The following is a 16,496-nucleotide window of genomic DNA, read 5'->3' as shown; positions in this document are numbered from 1 at the left end:
AGGAAGACGGGGAGCGGATGATGGCGACGATGCGGGCCATGGCGATGACGCAGGCCGGTGGCCCTGAGGTGCTCTCGCTCACCGACGTCGAGCGTCCCGTGCGGGTCAACGCCGAACTGCTCGTGCGCGTCGTCGCGGCGGGCATCAACCCGATCGACGCGAAGACCCGGGCGGGCAAGGGGGCGTTCCCCGGCATCAGCGCGTTTCCCGTGATCCTCGGCAACGATTTCAGCGGAATCGTCGAGGAGGCGCCCTACGAGGCGCACCCGCTGCAGCCCGGAACCGAGGTGTACGGCATGGGGATGGTGCCGCGCATGTCGGGCGCCTACGCCGAGTACCTCAGCATCAACGCGCTCTCGGTCGTGAAGAAGCCCTCGGCCCTCTCGCACGTCGAAGCCGCGGCCGTGCCGCTCGCCGCGCTCACCGCCTGGGGCATGGTGGTCGAGACCGCGAAAGCGCACGAAGGCCAGCGGATGCTCATCCACGCCGGTGCCGGCGGTGTCGGCCACTTCGCGGTGCAGTTCGCCGCCTACTTCGGGGCTCACGTCATCGCCACGGGGTCGGCGCGCAACGCATCGTGGCTGCGGGAGCTCGGCGCCGCCGAGGTGCTCGACTACACCGCCGTCAGATTCGACGAGGTGCTCGACCCGGTGGATGCCGTCATCGACCTCATCGGCAACGTGGCCGACGACACCGCGTCGCGATCGCTTCGCGTGCTGCGCGCGGGCGGCACGATCGTCAACGGCCCGACGGGATCGTGGCCGTCGATGGCGGCGGAAGCGGCGGATGCCGGGGTGCGCGCCACCGGCTACCGCGTGACGCCCGACGGCTCCACGCTCGCGGTCGTCTCGCGCCTGCTCGAGTCCGGAGCCGTGCGGGTGTTCGTCGACCAGGTGTTCGACTTCGAGAAGGCCGCGGATGCCCACCGCGCGATCGAGTCGGGTCACACGCGCGGCAAGCTCGTGCTCAAGGTCGCCGAGGGTTAGAAGACCCGCTCCATGACGAAGTCGTCTTCGTACCGGTCGCCGACGAGGAAGCGCTTACGCCCCACCCGGGTGAAGCCGCTCTTGTCGTAGAAGCGCTGCGCCTTCGCGTTCTCCTCGTTCACCCCGAGCCAGACCGCGGCGGCGCCCCGAGCACGCGCGGCCTCGAGGGTCGCCGTCATCAGTGCCGACGCGATCCCGGCGCCGTGGTGGCCCGGCAGCACGTAGCACTTGCTCAGTTCGGCGGTCGGACGCGTGGTGAGGGATGCCGCGACGTCGGGGTCGGTCGGCTCGCCGGCGATGAGCATCGTGTAGCCGACCGCCTCGTCGCCCGACTCGGCGAGGAACAGGTCACGCGCGGGGTCGGCGAGGTAGTCGTCGAAACGGGCCGGGGTCAGGTGAGTCGCGATGTGCGCCGCCTTCGCCTCGTCGGTGGTGTGCGGCGGGCAGGCGAGGGGGAAGGTCGCCGCCGCGACGACAGCGAGCGCCGCGGAATCCGCGGCGCTCGCTGGTCTGATGCGAATGTTCAGTGTCAGAGCACGCTGACGTCGAGCGGGATGCCGGGGCCGAACGTGGTCGACACCGAACCCTTCTGGATGTAGCGACCCTTCGACGATCCGGGCTTGGCGCGGTTGATCTCGTCGAGCGCGGCCTTGAGGTTCTCACCGAGCTGGTCGCTGCTGAAACCGGCCTTGCCGATCACGAAGTGAACGTTGGCGTGCTTGTCGACGCGGAACTCGATCTTGCCGCCCTTGATCTCCTCGACCGCCTTCGCGGGGTTGGGGGTCACAGTGCCGGTCTTCGGGTTCGGCATGAGCCCACGCGGGCCGAGCACCTTGCCCAGGCGACCGACCTGGCCCATGAGCTCCGGGGTCGAGACGGCCGAGTCGAATGCCGTGTACCCGGCGGCGACCTTCTCGATCAGCTCCGTGCCGCCGACCTCATCCGCGCCCGCGGCGAGCGCCGCTTCGGCGGCGGGGCCGGTGGCGAACACGATGACGCGGGCGGTCTTGCCGGTGCCGTGCGGGAGGATGACGGTGCCGCGCACCATCTGGTCGGCCTTGCGCGGGTCGACCCCGAGCTTCAGGGCGACCTCGACGGTCGAGTCGAACTTCTTCGAACCCGTCTCGCGGATGACCTCGACGGCCTCGGTGGGGGCGTAGAACTTGCCGGGCTCGATCTTCTCGACGGCGGCGCGGTATGCCTTGGAGTGCTTGCTCATGATTACGCCTCCACCGTGATCCCCATCGACCGGGCGGTGCCGGCGATGATCTTCATGGCCGCCTCGACGTCGTTGGCGTTGAGGTCGGTCTGCTTCTGCTCGGCGATCGCGCGCACCTGGTCACGGGTGAGCTTCGCGACCTTCACCGTGTGCGGGGTCGGCGACCCCTTCTGCACGCCGGCGGCCTTCTTGATGAGTTCCGCGGCCGGCGGGGTCTTGAGGATGAACGTGAACGAACGGTCCTCGTAGACGGTGATCTCGACCGGGATGACGTTGCCGCGCTGCGACTCGGTCGCCTCGTTGTACGCCTTGCAGAACTCCATGATGTTCACGCCGTGCTGACCCAGCGCCGGGCCGATCGGCGGGGCGGGGTTCGCGGCGCCGGCGTTGATCTGGAGCTTGATCAGGCCGGTCACCTTCTTCTTCGGTGCCATGTGCTTCTTTCTTGTCGTGCGTCACTCAGGACGCGCTCCCGCGAACCAGGCCGTTCCTGGCAGCGGTGGGATTTCGGTGGTCGAGTAGCGGGTTGAGGAGCGCCGCCGCAGGCGACGCGTCTCGAAACCAGCGTGTCGAGACCGACCAACGGGATAGTGTAGCCCCTTTGCGGAGATCTCGACACGCCGGTCTTCGACCGGCTACTCGATCACCGAGTGGTGGGATCTAGAGTTTCGTGACCTGGTCGAACGAGAGCTCGACCGGGGTCTCGCGCTCGAAGAGCGAGACGAGCACGGTGAGCTTGCCGCTCTCGGGCTTGATCTCGCTGATCGTGCCGGGCAGGCCCGCGAACGAGCCTTCCTTGATGGTGATCGTCTCGCCGACCTCGAAGTCGATCTCGGCGGGGATGACCCGAGCGGTCGCGCCCTTGCCGGTTCCCTTGCCGCCCGCGCCGCCCTTCGACGGTGCTTCCACGACCTGCACGAGGCTCTTGAGCATGTTGAAGGCCTCTTCGAACCGCAGCGGCGTCGGGTTGTGCGAGTTACCCACGAACCCGGTGACGCCGGGGGTGTGCCGCACGACCGACCAGGAGTCTTCGTTGAGGTCCATGCGCACCAGCACATAGCCCGGGATGCGCACGCGGGTGACCAGCTTGCGCTGGCCGTTCTTGATCTCGACGACGTCTTCCATCGGAACCTGGACTTCGAAGACGTGGTCTTCCATCGCCATCGAGATCTTGCGGCTCTCGATGTTCTGCTTCACGCGCTTCTCGAAGCCGGCGTACGAGTGGATGACGTACCACTTGCCGGGCTTGCCCCGCAGTTCGGCGCGGAACTCCTCGTAGGGGTCGACCGCGGCCTCTTCTTCGGCTTCGACGGTCTCCTCGTCGGTCGCCGCGGCCAGGGCGGCGTCGGCCTCTTCGACGGAGTCGATGTCGAGGGCATCGTCGACGATCGCGTCGGCCTCGGGGTCGTTGGCGGCGTCGAGGGCGTCGAGCAGCTGTTCGAGGCCGGCCTCGACCGACTCCTCGTCGTCAGCTTCGTCATCGATCACGTGGATCGCGACATGCTCGGCGGCGTCGGCGGAGTGCACATCCTGATCCAGGACGTTGCCCTCCTGAGCCTCGTCCTCTTCAGAGGACTGCTCGGCGGCCGTCGCGAGGTCGATGTCGCGGCGCTCTTGTTCAGACACGTTTTCAGATTCCTTCTCTGTACTGCGGAGGCACTACCTGCGGATGACCCCAGGGTGCTGAAGCTTGGGCGAAACGGTGATGGGCTCAGGGAATGAAGGCGGCGCCGTCACCGAACACCCACGCCACCGCCCAGCCGAACACGAAGTCGAGGCCGTACACGATCGCCATCATGATGACGACGAACACGATCACGACGCCGGTGTAGCTGAGCAGTTCGCGCCGGGTCGGGCGCACCACCTTCGAGAGCTCGGTGAGCACCTGCCGGATGAACAGGGCAATCCGCGCGAACGGGCCCCGCCGCTCGGCGCGGTCGCGCTTGGCGTTCGCGACGAGATCTTCGCTCGGCTCGTCGATCACCTTGCGTGCCACGACATCCAACCTTTCGTCGATCCCCGGCCGTTGTGCCGGGGCTCTGTTCAGCTAACGCTGCGCAGGGCGGACAGGACTCGAACCTGCAACCTGCGGTTTTGGAGACCGCTGCTCTACCAATTGAGCCACCGCCCTCGGTTCGCGCCCCCGTCCGCGACTTCCGGAGCGCGGGCACGACGAAGCTTGGCGTTTTCAGCCAACCGCATCAGTGTACGTCATCTGCAAATCGGCTCGTGAACCCGCGTCATAGCCCCAGGGGTAGACCGTCTCTTCTGGTGACGGGGGCCAACCACCCCCGTTCCAGCATCACCACAACTGCATACGGGCGTAAGAGACTGTGATCAGGTTTCAACGAAAGAAGTCGTCGAACGCCGAAGCCGAAGCTTTTCCCGGACGGCCCAACCAGCCGTAGCTCCGCCGAGGCCCACCCTGACCGCAGCCTCCTCGTCCGCATCGGACCAGGAAGGCAAGAGACGTGTTCACCACTGCATACCCGCGCGTGGCGACTCCTCGAGGGGGATCGGCAGCTCGGAACAATCACCGGACGGCAACGCGCATCGTCGCGACCGTCACCGCACTCGCCCTCGGCGGGGCGTTCACCCTCGCTGCACCGCTCGCCGCTTCGGCGGACGAGCACACGGAGTCCTACGCGAAGGGGCAGTTCCTCTCCGGAACCATCGCCGGTTTCGACCTGGACCAGATCGTCTCACTCGGCGCGGCTGAGGCGTCAAACGACGGAACCCAGAGCGCGCAGATCGAGAAGGACCCGCTCGACGCTGACGTCCTCGACGGAACCGTCGTGGTGGAGGAGACCGACTCGCCGCAGATCGAACTCGACGGCGTGCAGATCGGCCCGGCGGCCCAGTACGCCGAGGCGAACAACGACGGAACCTCGCTGGGGGCGAGCGGCGCGATCGGCGACGACGGCGCGATCGGTGTCGGGAGACACCAAGACACGCCGCCCGCGAATGCGACGCTCGATCTGCAGGCGTTGCTCGGGAACGAGTTCGCCTCGACCCTTGCCGATCTGAAGCTCGAGCTAGGCGCCCTGGCCGCGTCGGCAGAAGCCGACCTGGAGGTGGCATCCGGTGACTACCAGATCGCCGACGCAGTGCTCACCTTCTCGAGCCCGGCGATCGCGAACCTCACTCCCAAGGTGGATTCCGCCCTGCAAGAGATCGAGGATGCACTCGGCGACCTGGTGGGCAGCAATGGTGCCTTGATCGACGACGTCAACGGGCTGCTCGTCGACCTCGACCCGGTGCTCAACCTCCTCGGCGGCGACGCAAACGTCACGGCCACGATCAACGCGGGCAACCTCGAAGAGATCGTTCACTCGATCCTCGAAGATGCCTACGGCAACGGCGCTGTCTGGTTCGACCTGGAGACGGGTGAGGTGCACGTCGACCTCGAGCTGCTGCTCGGCGGGGACCTCAACAACCTGGCTCCCGGCACCGAGCTGCTCTCGGATGCTGTGGTCAACCAGATCCTGGAGGGGATCACCACCACGGTCGCGACGATCGCCGACCAGGTCGTCGACAAGGTCGAGGATGCCCTCCACGACGCGACGGTCGACATCCACGCCGACCTCTCGACGAACGTCGCGCAGTCGCCGATCGTGCAGGAGGTCTGCCAGCTGGTCGACCGCGTGCTCACCACACCGGTGCTCACCGACGTGACGGCCGTCGAACGGTTGCTGAACGGCCTCACGGGCGACCTCGGCGGCCTGCTCAACGCCGGCATCATCGGGAGCCTGACCGACAGCCTGCCCGACGGAGTCGGTGACTACGTGCTCGATGGCAACGGGGTACTGAAGCGGATCACCGGCTTCGTCAACCAGACGGTTCAGGAGACGGTCTGCAACACCACCTCGACGCCGGTCGCGCCGCTCACCACGAGTGTCACGCTCGACATCGAGGCCACGGTCGACGAGCTGATCGACGGTGCCGCGGCACGGGCGGTCGCGGCCGTGGAGATCCTCGGGGTCGACGCCAACCTCGACCTGTCGCTCCTGATCGACGGCCTCGGAGATTCGCTGCTCGACGGTCTGTTCGACGGCGACGGCGCGGTGCAGGATCTCGTGGATGCCCTCGAGACCGGCCTCGTGCACCCGGCGACGGAAGGCCTGCTCGGGACGGGAGTCGGCTCGGTCGGCGACGCCCTGCGGGACGTGCTCTCCGTTCAGGCCAACGTGCAGGAGCTGGACGACGGGCAGTTCACCGAAACCGCGGTGCGGGTATCGGTGCTCGGCGACGACCTCGCGACCTTGAGCCTCGCCGAAGCGATCGTCGGACCGAACGTCACGACGATCGTCGACCCCGAGTGCACCGACCCTGACGGCTGCGACACCGGCGGCGTGACCGTGACGCCCCCCGGCGGCGGCGGCTCCGGTGCGGGCAGCCTGGCCTACACCGGCATCGGGATCGCCACGCTCATCGCCGTGATTCTCGCACTGCTGGCAGCGGGTGCCTATCTGGTGCGGGAGAGCTACCGTCGCAACCACCCGGTGGTCACGACCATCGGGTAACCGGTAGCAACCGCGAAGCCGGAGTCGTCGGGCTAGTCACGTCGACGACTCCGGCTTTGTGCTGTCCGAGCCAGGACGATCCGCGATGTCACCCCTCCTGGTGCCACCACTGTTGGGGGATGATCTCAGACCTCGCACCTCGCTACCGTTGAGGTAGCGGCTCGAATCTGAGCCACGCAGCGCGAGACCCGCTTCGCTCGGCGGCTTAGTCAGTCCCTGAGTCCGAGACGCGCCGTTCATAGCGAAAACTCGGAGTCTCACATCGTGTCAACCGTCACTCAGACGGGCGCGCCATCGCGCGCTCGCATCCTTCTCGTTGCGGTCTTCACCGTCCTGGCGATGTTTCTCACCGTGGTCGCGCCTCAGGGCGCGCGGGCGGAGACCACCGTCACCTATGCCCAGATGATGCAGCGCGTCGTCGACGACACCAACGCGGTGCGCGCGGAAGTCGGCCTGCCTCCGCTTGTGCGCGATGCGGGTCTCGACTCGGTGGCCGCGGCGTGGTCGTTCCAGCAGTGGACGACCGGCGTTATGAGCCACAACCCGTCGTTCTCGGTGCAGATCGCCAGCGGATGGCTGCGTGCCGGGGAGAACGTCGCCAAGGGGTACACCTACACCCAGGTCGTCCCGGCGTGGAAGGCTTCGCCCACCCACTACGCGAACATGGTGAACGACTACACCTCGATCGGCATCGGCTACTTCGAGCAGGACGGGCGGCGTTACTGGACGCAGCTGTTCGCGAAGTACCCGGGAGTCGTGCCCCCCGCTCCGACGTCCGTCGCACCGGTGAACACCGTCGCGCCGACCGTGTCGGGTGCGTCCGCAGTCGGAACGACGTGGAGTTCGACCACCGGCACCTGGACGGGCGCCCCCACCCCGACCTACCAACGCACCTGGTTGCGGTGTAGCCAGGCCGTGACCACCACCTACTCCGCGATCCCCACCGGGTGCACCGCGATCAGTGGCGCCACCGCGGCCACGTACGTCTCGACGACCGCCGATGTCGGCAAGTACCTCACCGTGCTGGTGACCGCGAGCAACAGTGCGGGCAGCGCGAAAGCCGGCGCCCGCACCACTGTTGCCACGACCGCCACGACGACCCCGGTCGCGCCGGTCAACACGGTCGCGCCGACCGTGGCGGGATCGAGTTCCGTCGGATCGACGTGGACCTCGACCACCGGCACCTGGGCCGGCACCCCCGCCCCGACCTTCCAACGCACCTGGTTGCGGTGCACCCTGCCCGTCCTCACCGCCTACTCCGCCACACCGCTCGGATGCGCCGCGATCAGTGGCGCCACCGGGGCCACGTACGTCTCGACGTCCGCCGATGTCGGCAAGTACCTCACCGTGCTGGTGACCGCGACCAACAGCGCGGGCAGCGCAAAAGCCGGCGCCCGCACCACTGTCGCCACCACCGGCACCGTCGTCGCCGTGGGTCCGCTGAACATCGCCGCCCCGACCGTCTCGGGCTCGAGCTCTGTCGGATCGACATGGACGTCGACCACCGGAACCTGGACCGGCGCCCCGGCCCCGACCTACCAGCGCACCTGGCTGCGCTGCACCCAGCCGGTCACCACCTCGTACTCCGCCATCCCGACCGGATGCACCGCGATCACCGGGGCCACCGCCACCAGCTATGTCTCGACATCCTCCGATGTCGGCAAGTACCTCACCGTGCTGGTGACCGCGACCAACAGCGCCGGCACCACCAAAGCCGGCGCCCGCACCACCGTCGCCACCACCGCCGCCGTAACCCCGGCCGCTCCGGTGAACACCGTCGCGCCGACCGTGTCGGGGGCGTCGGCGGTCGGATCCACTTGGACCTCGACCACCGGAACCTGGACCGGCACGCCGGCCCCGACCTTCCAACGCGTCTGGTTGCGCTGCAACCAGCCCCTAACGAGTGCCTATTCCGCCATCCCGGCGGGGTGCGCCCAGATCAGCGGCGCAACGGCTGCCACCTACGTCTCGACCTCGTCCGATGTCGGCAAGTACCTCACCGTCTTCGTGACGGCGACCAACAGTGCCGGCACCGCCAAGGCCGGCGCCCGCACCACCGTCGCCACCGGCTAGATGGGATGTGCCCCCTACCAGGGGCACCCCTGGTAGGGGCACCCCTGTTGGGGCGTTGGCCCCCGCGCCATCGCCACGTAGCGTCGGTTTCACGAGAGCGGCCCCGCCTCGTGTGCGTGAAGCCCGCCTCTTCCCGTCGTACGGCACCGATCCGTGCGGCTGAGTCGCGCGCCTCGAAACTATTCGAAAGACGCACACTTCGTGACTTCCAGGTCTCTCTCCAGCGCGCCCGCGCGCGCCCGTTTCATCGCCCTCGCCTCCGCGACCATCCTCGCCTCAGCTGCCGGTCTCGTCGCCGCGGCCGCGCATCTGGCACCGCCCACGGGCCCGCTGAGCGCGGCCTCCGACACGTCGATCGAGACGGCGGCCCTCGCGTCGGCGACCACGACACCGACCGTCGAGCAGATGACCCAGCGGGTGGTGGCCGACACCAACGCTGTGCGGGCCGAACGTGGCCTGCCCGCCCTCGTGCGTCATCCCGACCTCGACCGCGTCGCCGCCGACTGGGCTCACCAGCAGTGGGTGAACGGGGCGATGAGTCACAATCCCTCGTACGCGCAGCAAATCCCGCCCGGGTGGGAGCGCGCGGGGGAGAACGTGGGCAAGGGCTACACCTACACGCAAATCGTGCCGGCGTGGGTGGCCTCGAGCAGCCACTACGCGAACCTCGTCCACGACTACACCTCGATCGGCGTCGGCTACTTCGAACAGGACGGGCGTCGCTACTGGTCGCAGGTGTTCGCGAAGTACCCGGGCGTACAGCCGCCCGCTCAGTCGGCGCCGGTGACCTCGCCGTCCCCCGCGCCGACCGCTACCGCGGCACCCGCGCCGGCTCCGACGTCTCCGCCGCCGAGTACGGTCACCGTGAACCCGGCGCCTGAACCGGCCCGGCCCGCCGGCGTCGCGCTCGCGCTCAGCTCGCCGTCGTTCGAGAGCGGTCTCGGCACCTGGTCGGCGCCCTCGGGCACCGTCGACGGACCGAACACGCTCGCCCGGGGCGGCACCCGCTCGTTGCTGGTGCCCGGCGCCTACGGTCGGACGATCACCCAGAGCCTCGCGGCGGAGGTCGCGAAAGGTTCGACCCACACGGCGACCGTGTGGATTCGGTCGGATGGCTCCGCCAGCGGGATCGTGCGACTGCGCGCGACCGGCGGCGTCGCGGAGGTCGCGTCGGTGTACTTCACCGCCGGGAGTTCGGGATGGCTGCGCGTCCCGGTGGCCCTGACCGCGAGGGCGGCGCACACCGGACTGACGATCGAGATCGTGCTGAGAACCTCGGGTCGCACGTACCGGATCGACTCGGCCTCGCTCGTGCGCACCGGTGAGCCGGCGCCCGCTGCGGCGCCCGCGCCCGCCCCCACGACGTCGACGACGGCTCCCGCACCGGCACCGAGCCCGACGACGGCTCCGGCACCGGCACCGAGCCCGACTCCGACCCCGACCCCGACCCCGCTACTGAACCTCGGCGGGCTGCTCGGCGGTGGGGGCTGACCCTGACCGACCGCTCCCGCTGCACCCTGCGGCCCCGCGCACCTCGCGTGGCGGGGTCGCAGGCGGCCTAGGCTGGAGCCTCGTGGGACGCATCTCGAAGCGCATCGGATCCATCGCGGAATCGGCAACTCTCAAGGTCGACTCCAAAGCGAAGGCGCTCAAGGCGGCCGGGCGTCCGGTGGTGAGTTTCGCGGCGGGGGAGCCCGACTTCCCGACACCGGCGCACATCGTCGACGCCGCGGTTGAGGCCGCGCGCGACCCGAAGAACCACCGGTACACGCCCGCCGCCGGGCTCCCCGAACTGCGGGAGGCGATCGCGGCGAAGACCCTGCGCGACAGCGGGCTCGAGGTGTCGCCATCCCAGGTGATCGTCACCAACGGCGGCAAGCAGGCCGTGTATCAGGCGTTCGCAACGCTGCTCGACCCGGGCGACGAGGTGCTCGTGCCGACGCCGTACTGGACCACCTACCCCGAGGCGATCAAGCTCGCCGGCGGCGTTCAGGTGGATGTCTTCGCCGGCGCCGACCAGGGCTACCTCGTGACCGTCGAGCAGCTCGAGGCCGCGCGCACGCCACGCTCGAAGGTGCTGCTGTTCGTGTCGCCGTCGAACCCGACAGGCGCCGTCTACTCACCCGAACGGGTCGCCGCGATCGGCGACTGGGCGCAGGAGCACGGTCTCTGGGTGATCAGCGACGAGATCTACCAGAACCTCACCTATGACGGCATCCGCGCCGTGTCGATCGTCGAGGCGACGCCGGCGCTCGCCGACCGCACCATCCTCGTCAACGGGGTCGCGAAGACCTACGCGATGACCGGATGGCGGCTCGGCTGGATGGTAGGACCCGCCGACGCGATCGCGGGGGCGGCGAACCTGCAGTCGCACCTGTCGAGCAACGTGTCGAACATCTCGCAGCGCGCCGCCCTGGCCGCGCTCACCGGACCCCAGGACAGCGTCATCGAGATGCGCGCGGCGTTCGACCGCCGCCGCCGCCTGATCGTCGACGGCCTCAACAGCATCCCGGGGATCGTGTGCCCGCTGCCGGAGGGCGCCTTCTACGTCTACCCGGATGTCTCCGGGTTGCTGAACCGCGAGTGGGGCGGGGTCACCCCGACCTCGTCACTCGAGCTCGCCGACCTCATCCTCGAGCAGGCGGAGGTCGCGGCGGTTCCGGGCGAGGCGTTCGGCCCGAGCGGCTACCTGCGCTTCTCGTACGCACTCGGCGACGACGACATCCGCGAGGGCGTCAGCCGGCTGCAGAAGCTGTTCGGCTGACCCCCGGGGGTCTCGACACGCCGCCTTCGCCGGCTACTCGACCACCGAGCACGGTGTGCGCGGTCGCGACGATCTCGGCGGCCACGGCGTCGAGCAGCGGCGAGCGCAGGTTCCACTGCTGCCAGTGCAGCGCCACCGCGATGTCGCGCCGGGTGTCGACCAGCACGGTGCCGTCGGATTGCGCGTCGGGCAGCATCCCCCAGCCGAGCCCGAGCCGTACGGCGGCGGCGAAGTCGGCCGAGGCCGGCACGCGGTGCCGCGGCGGGTCGAGACGGCGGCGGGTGACCATGCCGAGGTAGTCGCTCTGCAGCTGGTCCTTCTCGTCGAAGACGACGACGGGGGCGAGGGCGAGGGATGCCGCATCCGCTCCGTCAGGGAACCAGCGGGCCGCGAACGCCGGCGCTGCGCGCGGGCGGTACCGCATCCGCCCGAGCGGGGTCGAGGTGCAGCCCGGCACCGGCTCGGCCTGCGAGGTGACGGCCGCCATGACGGTTCCCGCAGCGAGCCACCCGGCGGTGTGGTCCTGGTCGTCGCGGTGGATCTCGAAGACGACCGGGTGCGTGCGCGCGACCCGCTCGAGCGCCGGCAGGATCCAGGTGGCGAGGGAGTCGGCGTTGACCGCGATCGGGATCGTCGTCGGTCCATCACCGGTGCCGAGTGCCTGATCCGCTTCGTGTTCGAGCAGAGCGAGCTGACGCGCCATCCGCACCAGCGCTTCGCCGGCCGCCGTCGCCCGCGCCGGCTTGCTGCGCACGACGAGCACGCGGCCGAGCTGCTGCTCGAACGCCTTGAGCCGCTGACTCACCGCCGACGGGGTTACCCGCAGCCGCCGCGCGGCGGCGTCGAGCGTGCCGTGCTCGACGACGGCGAGCAGGGTTTCGAGGTGTTCCCGGTCGTACCTCATCTGTAGCAACGCTAATGCTTCGACAGAATCTTGCGCTGGATTGATGGTAGTGCGACCCCTACCGTCGGGATGTGACCGCCGCCCTCCTCGCCGCCGTAGCCGGCCTCGGCCTGGGCCTGTCGCTCATCATCGCGATCGGCGCGCAGAACGCCTTCGTGCTGCGGCAAGGGCTTCGCCGCGAACACGTGCTGGCCGTCGTGGTGATCTGCGCGGTGTCGGATGCCGTGCTCATCATCGTCGGGGTCGCCGGCGGAGGAGTGCTCTTCACCGCGCTGCCGTGGCTGGTCGAGATCATCCGCTGGGTGGGTGCCGCGTTCCTGATCACCTACGGGGTGCTCGCCGCGGTGCGTGCGCTGCGCCGCCCGAAGCCCGACGCCGATGGGCTGCGCGCCGAACGCGGGGCCGGCGCGACCAGCCTCGCCGTCGCGATCACCACCTGCCTCGCGCTCACCTGGCTCAACCCGCACGTCTACCTCGACACTGTGCTGCTGCTCGGCTCGGTCGGCAGCACGCATGGCGACGAACGCTGGTGGTTCGCCGTCGGCGCGACGCTCGGCAGCATCCTCTGGTTCACCTCCCTCGGGTTCGGTGCCCGCCTGCTCGCCCCGCTCTTCGCGAGGCCGCTCGCCTGGCGCATCCTCGACGGGATCATCGCCGTCGTCATGATCGCCATCGCGCTGAGTCTGGTGCTCGTGCGATAGCGGGCGGAAAGCCCGGACGCGCCACGCCCGGGCTTTCCGTAGGGGCAGGTCAGGCGAAGAACGCCCGGATGTCGCCGACCACCACGTCGGGAACCTCGAGCGAGGCGTAGTGGCCGCCCTTGTCGAACTCGCTCCAGTGCACGATGTTGTCGTTGTCGCGCTCGGCGAAGGTGCGGATGCTCTTGAAGTCGTCCTGGAAGACCGCGACCCCCATCCGGCCGTGGTTGACGACCGGCTCGCCCGCCGCCCGGCCGTCCTCGAAGTGGTACCGACCGGCGGAGGCCGAGGTGTTGGTGAACCACTCGAGCGACACCTCGGCGAGGATCGACTCCAGCGGCACCAGGCTCGTGCCGTTGCCGAAGTTCATGAACAGCTCGTTCCAGGCGAGCTGGCCGACCGGGGAGTCCGACAGCGCGGCCGCGACGGTCTGCGGACGCGACGCGTTGAACGCGTTGTAGCCGCCGACCGACTGGAACCACTGCATGTGCTCGAGGGCCGCGTAGTCCGCAGGCGCCAGCTTCTCGAACTCGGCGGGGTCGCCCGACGGGAACGAGAAGGCCTGCAGCACGTGTGATCCGAGGTACCCCTTCGGGTTCAGGATGCCTAGCTCGCGTCCGACGATCGCGCCGGCGTCGCTGCCGTGGGCTCCGTAGCTCGCGTAGCCGAGGCGGCGCATGAGCGCGTCGAAGGTGCGGGCGACGCGGGCCAGGGTCCAGCCGCGGTCGACGACCGGGGTGCTGAACCCGAAGCCCGGCAGCGACGGGATGACGACCGAGAACGCGTCTTCGGCGCGGCCCCCGTGGGCGACCGGGTCGACGAGCGGGCCGATCATGTCGAGGAAGTCGATGACGTTGCCGGGGTAGCTGTGCACGAGCAGCAGCGGCGTCGCATCCGCTTCCTTCGAGGGCACGTGGATGAAGTGAATCGTCTGCCCGTCGATCTCGGTGAGGTACTGCGGGTGGGCGTTCAGGCGCTCCTCGACGGCGCGCCAGTCGAACGTCTTCCACGCGTCGAGGGCTTCGGTCAGCCAGGCGTTCGGAGTTCCGTAGTCCCAGTCGTCGCCGGGCGCCGGCTGCGGAAGCCGGGTGCGCGCGAGGCGGGCCTGGAGGTCGTCGAGGTCGGCCTGGGCGATCTCGATGCGGAAGGGGCGGATGTCGGCCTGAGCCGTCTTCTTCGTCATGATTCGACGGTAGAAGTCATATAGGAACGTTTGATTCCTATACTCGGATATTCTTTTCCCATGCCCGATACCTCCGCCCGGCTCCTCGCTCTGCTGGGCCTCCTGCAGTCCCGTCCCGAGTGGCCGGGCAGCGAACTGAGCCTCCGCCTCGGTGTCACCGGCCGCACGATCCGCAACGACATCGACCGCCTGCGCGCGCTGGGCTACCCCGTCGACGCCGAACGCGGCCCGGCCGGCTTCTACCGGCTCGGCGTCGGGGCGCACCTGCCTCCTCTGCTGCTCGACGACGACGAGGCGATCGCCGTCGCGATCGGGCTGCGCAGTGCCACCGGCATCGCCGGCGTCGAGGAGTCGAGCACCCGCGCGCTCGCGAAACTCGACCAGGTGCTGCCCGGGCCGCTGCGGGCGCGCGTCGACGCGATCGCCTCCTCGGTCGACACCGGACCGGCGAACACCGACAGCCCCGTCGCCGACCCCGAGATCGACCCGGCCGTCCTCGGCGGAACCGCCGAGGCCATCCGTCGCGAGGAGTGGCTGCGCTTCGACTACCGCGACGAACCGCGGGCCGTCGAGCCGTACCGCGTCGTGAGCTGGCAGCGCCGCTGGTACCTGGTCGGCCGCGACACTGGAACGAGCGAGTGGGCGACCTTCCGACTCGACTGGATGACCCTGCGGATGCCGACCCGCCGCCGCTTCACCCCGCAGCCGATGCCCGAAAGCGACTACGTCGACTTCGTCGTGCGCGAGGTGGCCTCGACCGGGTGGGCGGTGCACGCCCGCATCCGGGTGCTCGCCTCGAGCGCCGAGGTGCTCGCCCGCATCAACCCCGCCGTCGGCGTCGTCGAGGCGATCAGCGACGCCGAGTGCGTTCTCGTCACCGGCGCCGACAGTGTCGAGACGATCGCCGTCTACATCGGGATGCTGGGGATGCCGTTCCGGGTCTCCGACCCACCCGAACTCGTCGAGGCGGTCAGGACGCTCGGCGAGCGGTACACAGCAGCAGCCGCGGCCTAGGGTGAGGCTGTGGCCCTCGGTTTCGAAGAGCTGGACTTTCAGCAGACCCCGATGGGAGAGCTGTTTCTGCGGCGACGGGTCGAGCCGACGCTCGGCGCGGATGTCTACGAGGTGAAGCTCGGCGACGAGTACCTGATGTCGAGCCTGTTCACCGAAGCCGAGGAGCAACTCGCCCACCTGGGGCTCGCCCCGCTCGACGGCAGCGACTTGGCCGTGCTGGTCGGCGGGCTGGGACTGGGCTACACCGCCGTCGCGGCCCTGTCTCACGACGCCGTCGGCGCGATGACGGTCGTAGACGCGCTGCCGGCGGTCATCGACTGGCACGAGCGCGGGCTGCTGCCGGTGTCGGCGCAGCTGACGGGCGACCCCCGCACGCGCCTCGTGCTCGACGACTTCTTCGCCCTCATGCGGCGCGACCCCGAGGCCCGGTACGACGCGATCCTGCTGGACGTCGACCACTCACCCCGGCACTCGCTCGACCCGTCGCACGCCGACCTCTACACGCCCGACGGGCTGCGGCGACTGGCCCGGCACCTGCGCGAGGGCGGGGTGTTCGCCCTCTGGTCCGACGATCCGCCGGATGACGACTTCATGGCCGACCTCGGCACGGTCTTCGCCTCGACGCGCGCGCACGTCGTCGAGTTCGCCAACCCGCTCACCGGCGGCACCTCGACGAATACCGTCTACGTCGCCCACTCCGCGGGTTGAGTAGCGCCCGCCGACGGCGGACGCGTATCGAAACCCACCAACGAGTCATCGTTCGTGCGACGTCAACCCTCGCGTCTTCTTCCGAAAAGGTGGCGGACTTCGTCGACCAGCGACAGCCTCAGGGTGACAGCGTTGCCGCCCGATCCGACGCGCACCGACGGGATGCGGAGCAGTTTCGATCGGACGTTCTCCCTGTCGCCGGAAAGGTACCGGAGCCCGATGGAGAGGTAGGAATCCAGCCGCTCCCTCACCTCGTCGCCCGGTGTCTCCTCCTCGATGTAGACGAGCGAGAAGCCACCGGCGACATCAAGGGAGAACCAGCGATCGCCAGGCGTCCAGACGACGGCGAAGTCGGGCGGATCGGCCTTGTTGGCAACCTTGAGATAGGCGGCGTCACGACGAGTTCCGAGTTCGGTGTCCAATC

Annotated in this window: 16 protein-coding genes and 1 tRNA gene; 8 read left to right on the top strand and 9 right to left on the bottom strand. The window is 69.2% G+C overall.

All coding sequences use genetic code 11. The annotated features are described in order from the left end of the window. Positions 1 to 17: 17 nt before the first annotated feature. Entirely contained in the window at positions 18 to 986 is a 969-nt protein-coding gene (locus tag IE173_RS06925) for an NADP-dependent oxidoreductase (RefSeq protein WP_191282734.1), read from the top strand. Here the strand turns inward: IE173_RS06925 and IE173_RS06920 are convergent. The 6 genes from IE173_RS06920 to IE173_RS06895 all read right to left on the bottom strand — a co-directional run bounded on the left by IE173_RS06920 (position 983) and on the right by IE173_RS06895 (position 4,336). Beyond that, on the bottom strand, positions 983 to 1,501 hold the full coding sequence (locus IE173_RS06920) for a GNAT family N-acetyltransferase (RefSeq protein WP_308433092.1): 519 nt from the start codon (positions 1,499 to 1,501) through the stop codon (positions 983 to 985). The two genes, IE173_RS06925 and IE173_RS06920, sit on opposite strands and share 4 nt — an antisense overlap. Positions 1,502 to 1,515: 14 nt before the next feature. After that, positions 1,516 to 2,205, bottom strand: a complete 690-nt coding sequence (gene rplA, locus IE173_RS06915) for a 50S ribosomal protein L1 (protein WP_191282733.1) — start codon at positions 2,203 to 2,205, stop codon at positions 1,516 to 1,518. 2 nt (positions 2,206 to 2,207) lie between these two features. After that, positions 2,208 to 2,639 carry a 50S ribosomal protein L11 gene (rplK, locus tag IE173_RS06910; RefSeq protein WP_191282732.1) on the bottom strand — a complete coding sequence of 144 codons (432 nt, stop codon included), beginning with the start codon at positions 2,637 to 2,639 and terminating at the stop codon, positions 2,208 to 2,210. A 226-nt stretch (positions 2,640 to 2,865) separates the two neighbouring features. After that, positions 2,866 to 3,831, bottom strand: coding sequence for a transcription termination/antitermination protein NusG (gene nusG / locus IE173_RS06905; protein WP_191282731.1), 966 nt, complete (start codon positions 3,829 to 3,831; stop codon positions 2,866 to 2,868). An 85-nt stretch (positions 3,832 to 3,916) separates the two neighbouring features. Further along, positions 3,917 to 4,201, bottom strand: a complete 285-nt coding sequence (secE, locus tag IE173_RS06900) for a preprotein translocase subunit SecE (RefSeq protein ID WP_191282730.1) — start codon at positions 4,199 to 4,201, stop codon at positions 3,917 to 3,919. A 62-nt stretch (positions 4,202 to 4,263) separates the two neighbouring features. After that, positions 4,264 to 4,336: transfer RNA gene (locus tag IE173_RS06895), tRNA-Trp, on the bottom strand. Positions 4,337 to 4,676: 340 nt separating this feature from the next. On the opposite strand from IE173_RS06895, the gene IE173_RS06890 reads away from it, so the two are divergent. The 4 genes from IE173_RS06890 to IE173_RS06875 all read left to right on the top strand — a co-directional run bounded on the left by IE173_RS06890 (position 4,677) and on the right by IE173_RS06875 (position 11,565). Beyond that, positions 4,677 to 6,728: a choice-of-anchor G family protein gene (locus IE173_RS06890; protein ID WP_191282729.1), complete on the top strand. Its 2,052-nt coding sequence runs from the start codon at positions 4,677 to 4,679 to the stop codon at positions 6,726 to 6,728. A gap of 264 nt (positions 6,729 to 6,992) precedes the next feature. Further along, positions 6,993 to 8,801 carry a CAP domain-containing protein gene (locus IE173_RS15595; protein WP_191282728.1) on the top strand — a complete coding sequence of 603 codons (1,809 nt, stop codon included), beginning with the start codon at positions 6,993 to 6,995 and terminating at the stop codon, positions 8,799 to 8,801. A 201-nt stretch (positions 8,802 to 9,002) separates the two neighbouring features. Then, complete coding sequence (locus IE173_RS06880; protein ID WP_191282727.1) at positions 9,003 to 10,292, top strand: CAP domain-containing protein; 1,290 nt, start codon at positions 9,003 to 9,005, stop codon at positions 10,290 to 10,292. Positions 10,293 to 10,374: 82 nt separating this feature from the next. After that, positions 10,375 to 11,565: a pyridoxal phosphate-dependent aminotransferase gene (locus IE173_RS06875; protein ID WP_191282726.1), complete on the top strand. Its 1,191-nt coding sequence runs from the start codon at positions 10,375 to 10,377 to the stop codon at positions 11,563 to 11,565. Here the strand turns inward: IE173_RS06875 and IE173_RS06870 are convergent. Then, positions 11,537 to 12,469, bottom strand: coding sequence for a LysR family transcriptional regulator ArgP (locus tag IE173_RS06870; RefSeq protein WP_191282725.1), 933 nt, complete (start codon positions 12,467 to 12,469; stop codon positions 11,537 to 11,539). The genes IE173_RS06875 and IE173_RS06870 overlap by 29 nt on opposite strands. 71 nt (positions 12,470 to 12,540) lie before the next feature. Between IE173_RS06870 and IE173_RS06865 the strand changes: the two genes are divergently transcribed. After that, complete coding sequence (locus IE173_RS06865) at positions 12,541 to 13,170, top strand: LysE/ArgO family amino acid transporter (protein ID WP_191282724.1); 630 nt, start codon at positions 12,541 to 12,543, stop codon at positions 13,168 to 13,170. A gap of 49 nt (positions 13,171 to 13,219) precedes the next feature. On the opposite strand, the gene IE173_RS06860 is transcribed toward IE173_RS06865, so the two are convergent. Beyond that, positions 13,220 to 14,350, bottom strand: a complete 1,131-nt coding sequence (locus IE173_RS06860) for an epoxide hydrolase family protein (RefSeq protein WP_191282723.1) — start codon at positions 14,348 to 14,350, stop codon at positions 13,220 to 13,222. A 60-nt stretch (positions 14,351 to 14,410) separates the two neighbouring features. Here IE173_RS06860 and IE173_RS06855 point away from each other — a divergent pair, with 60 nt between their 5' ends. Continuing rightward, on the top strand, positions 14,411 to 15,364 hold the full coding sequence (locus IE173_RS06855; RefSeq protein ID WP_191282722.1) for a helix-turn-helix transcriptional regulator: 954 nt from the start codon (positions 14,411 to 14,413) through the stop codon (positions 15,362 to 15,364). 9 nt (positions 15,365 to 15,373) lie between these two features. Continuing rightward, entirely contained in the window at positions 15,374 to 16,072 is a 699-nt protein-coding gene (locus IE173_RS06850; RefSeq protein ID WP_191282721.1) for a spermidine synthase, read from the top strand. A gap of 62 nt (positions 16,073 to 16,134) precedes the next feature. Here the strand turns inward: IE173_RS06850 and IE173_RS06845 are convergent, their stop codons facing one another. After that, entirely contained in the window at positions 16,135 to 16,494 is a 360-nt protein-coding gene (locus IE173_RS06845) for a hypothetical protein (protein WP_191282720.1), read from the bottom strand. Between the last annotated feature and the right edge of the window lie 2 nt (positions 16,495 to 16,496).

This window comes from Pseudolysinimonas yzui (genome assembly GCF_014653215.1).
GTDB lineage: Bacteria > Actinomycetota > Actinomycetes > Actinomycetales > Microbacteriaceae > Pseudolysinimonas_A > Pseudolysinimonas_A yzui.
Note: the sequence above shows the minus strand (reverse complement) of the source record. Positions and strands in the feature narration are given on the sequence as shown.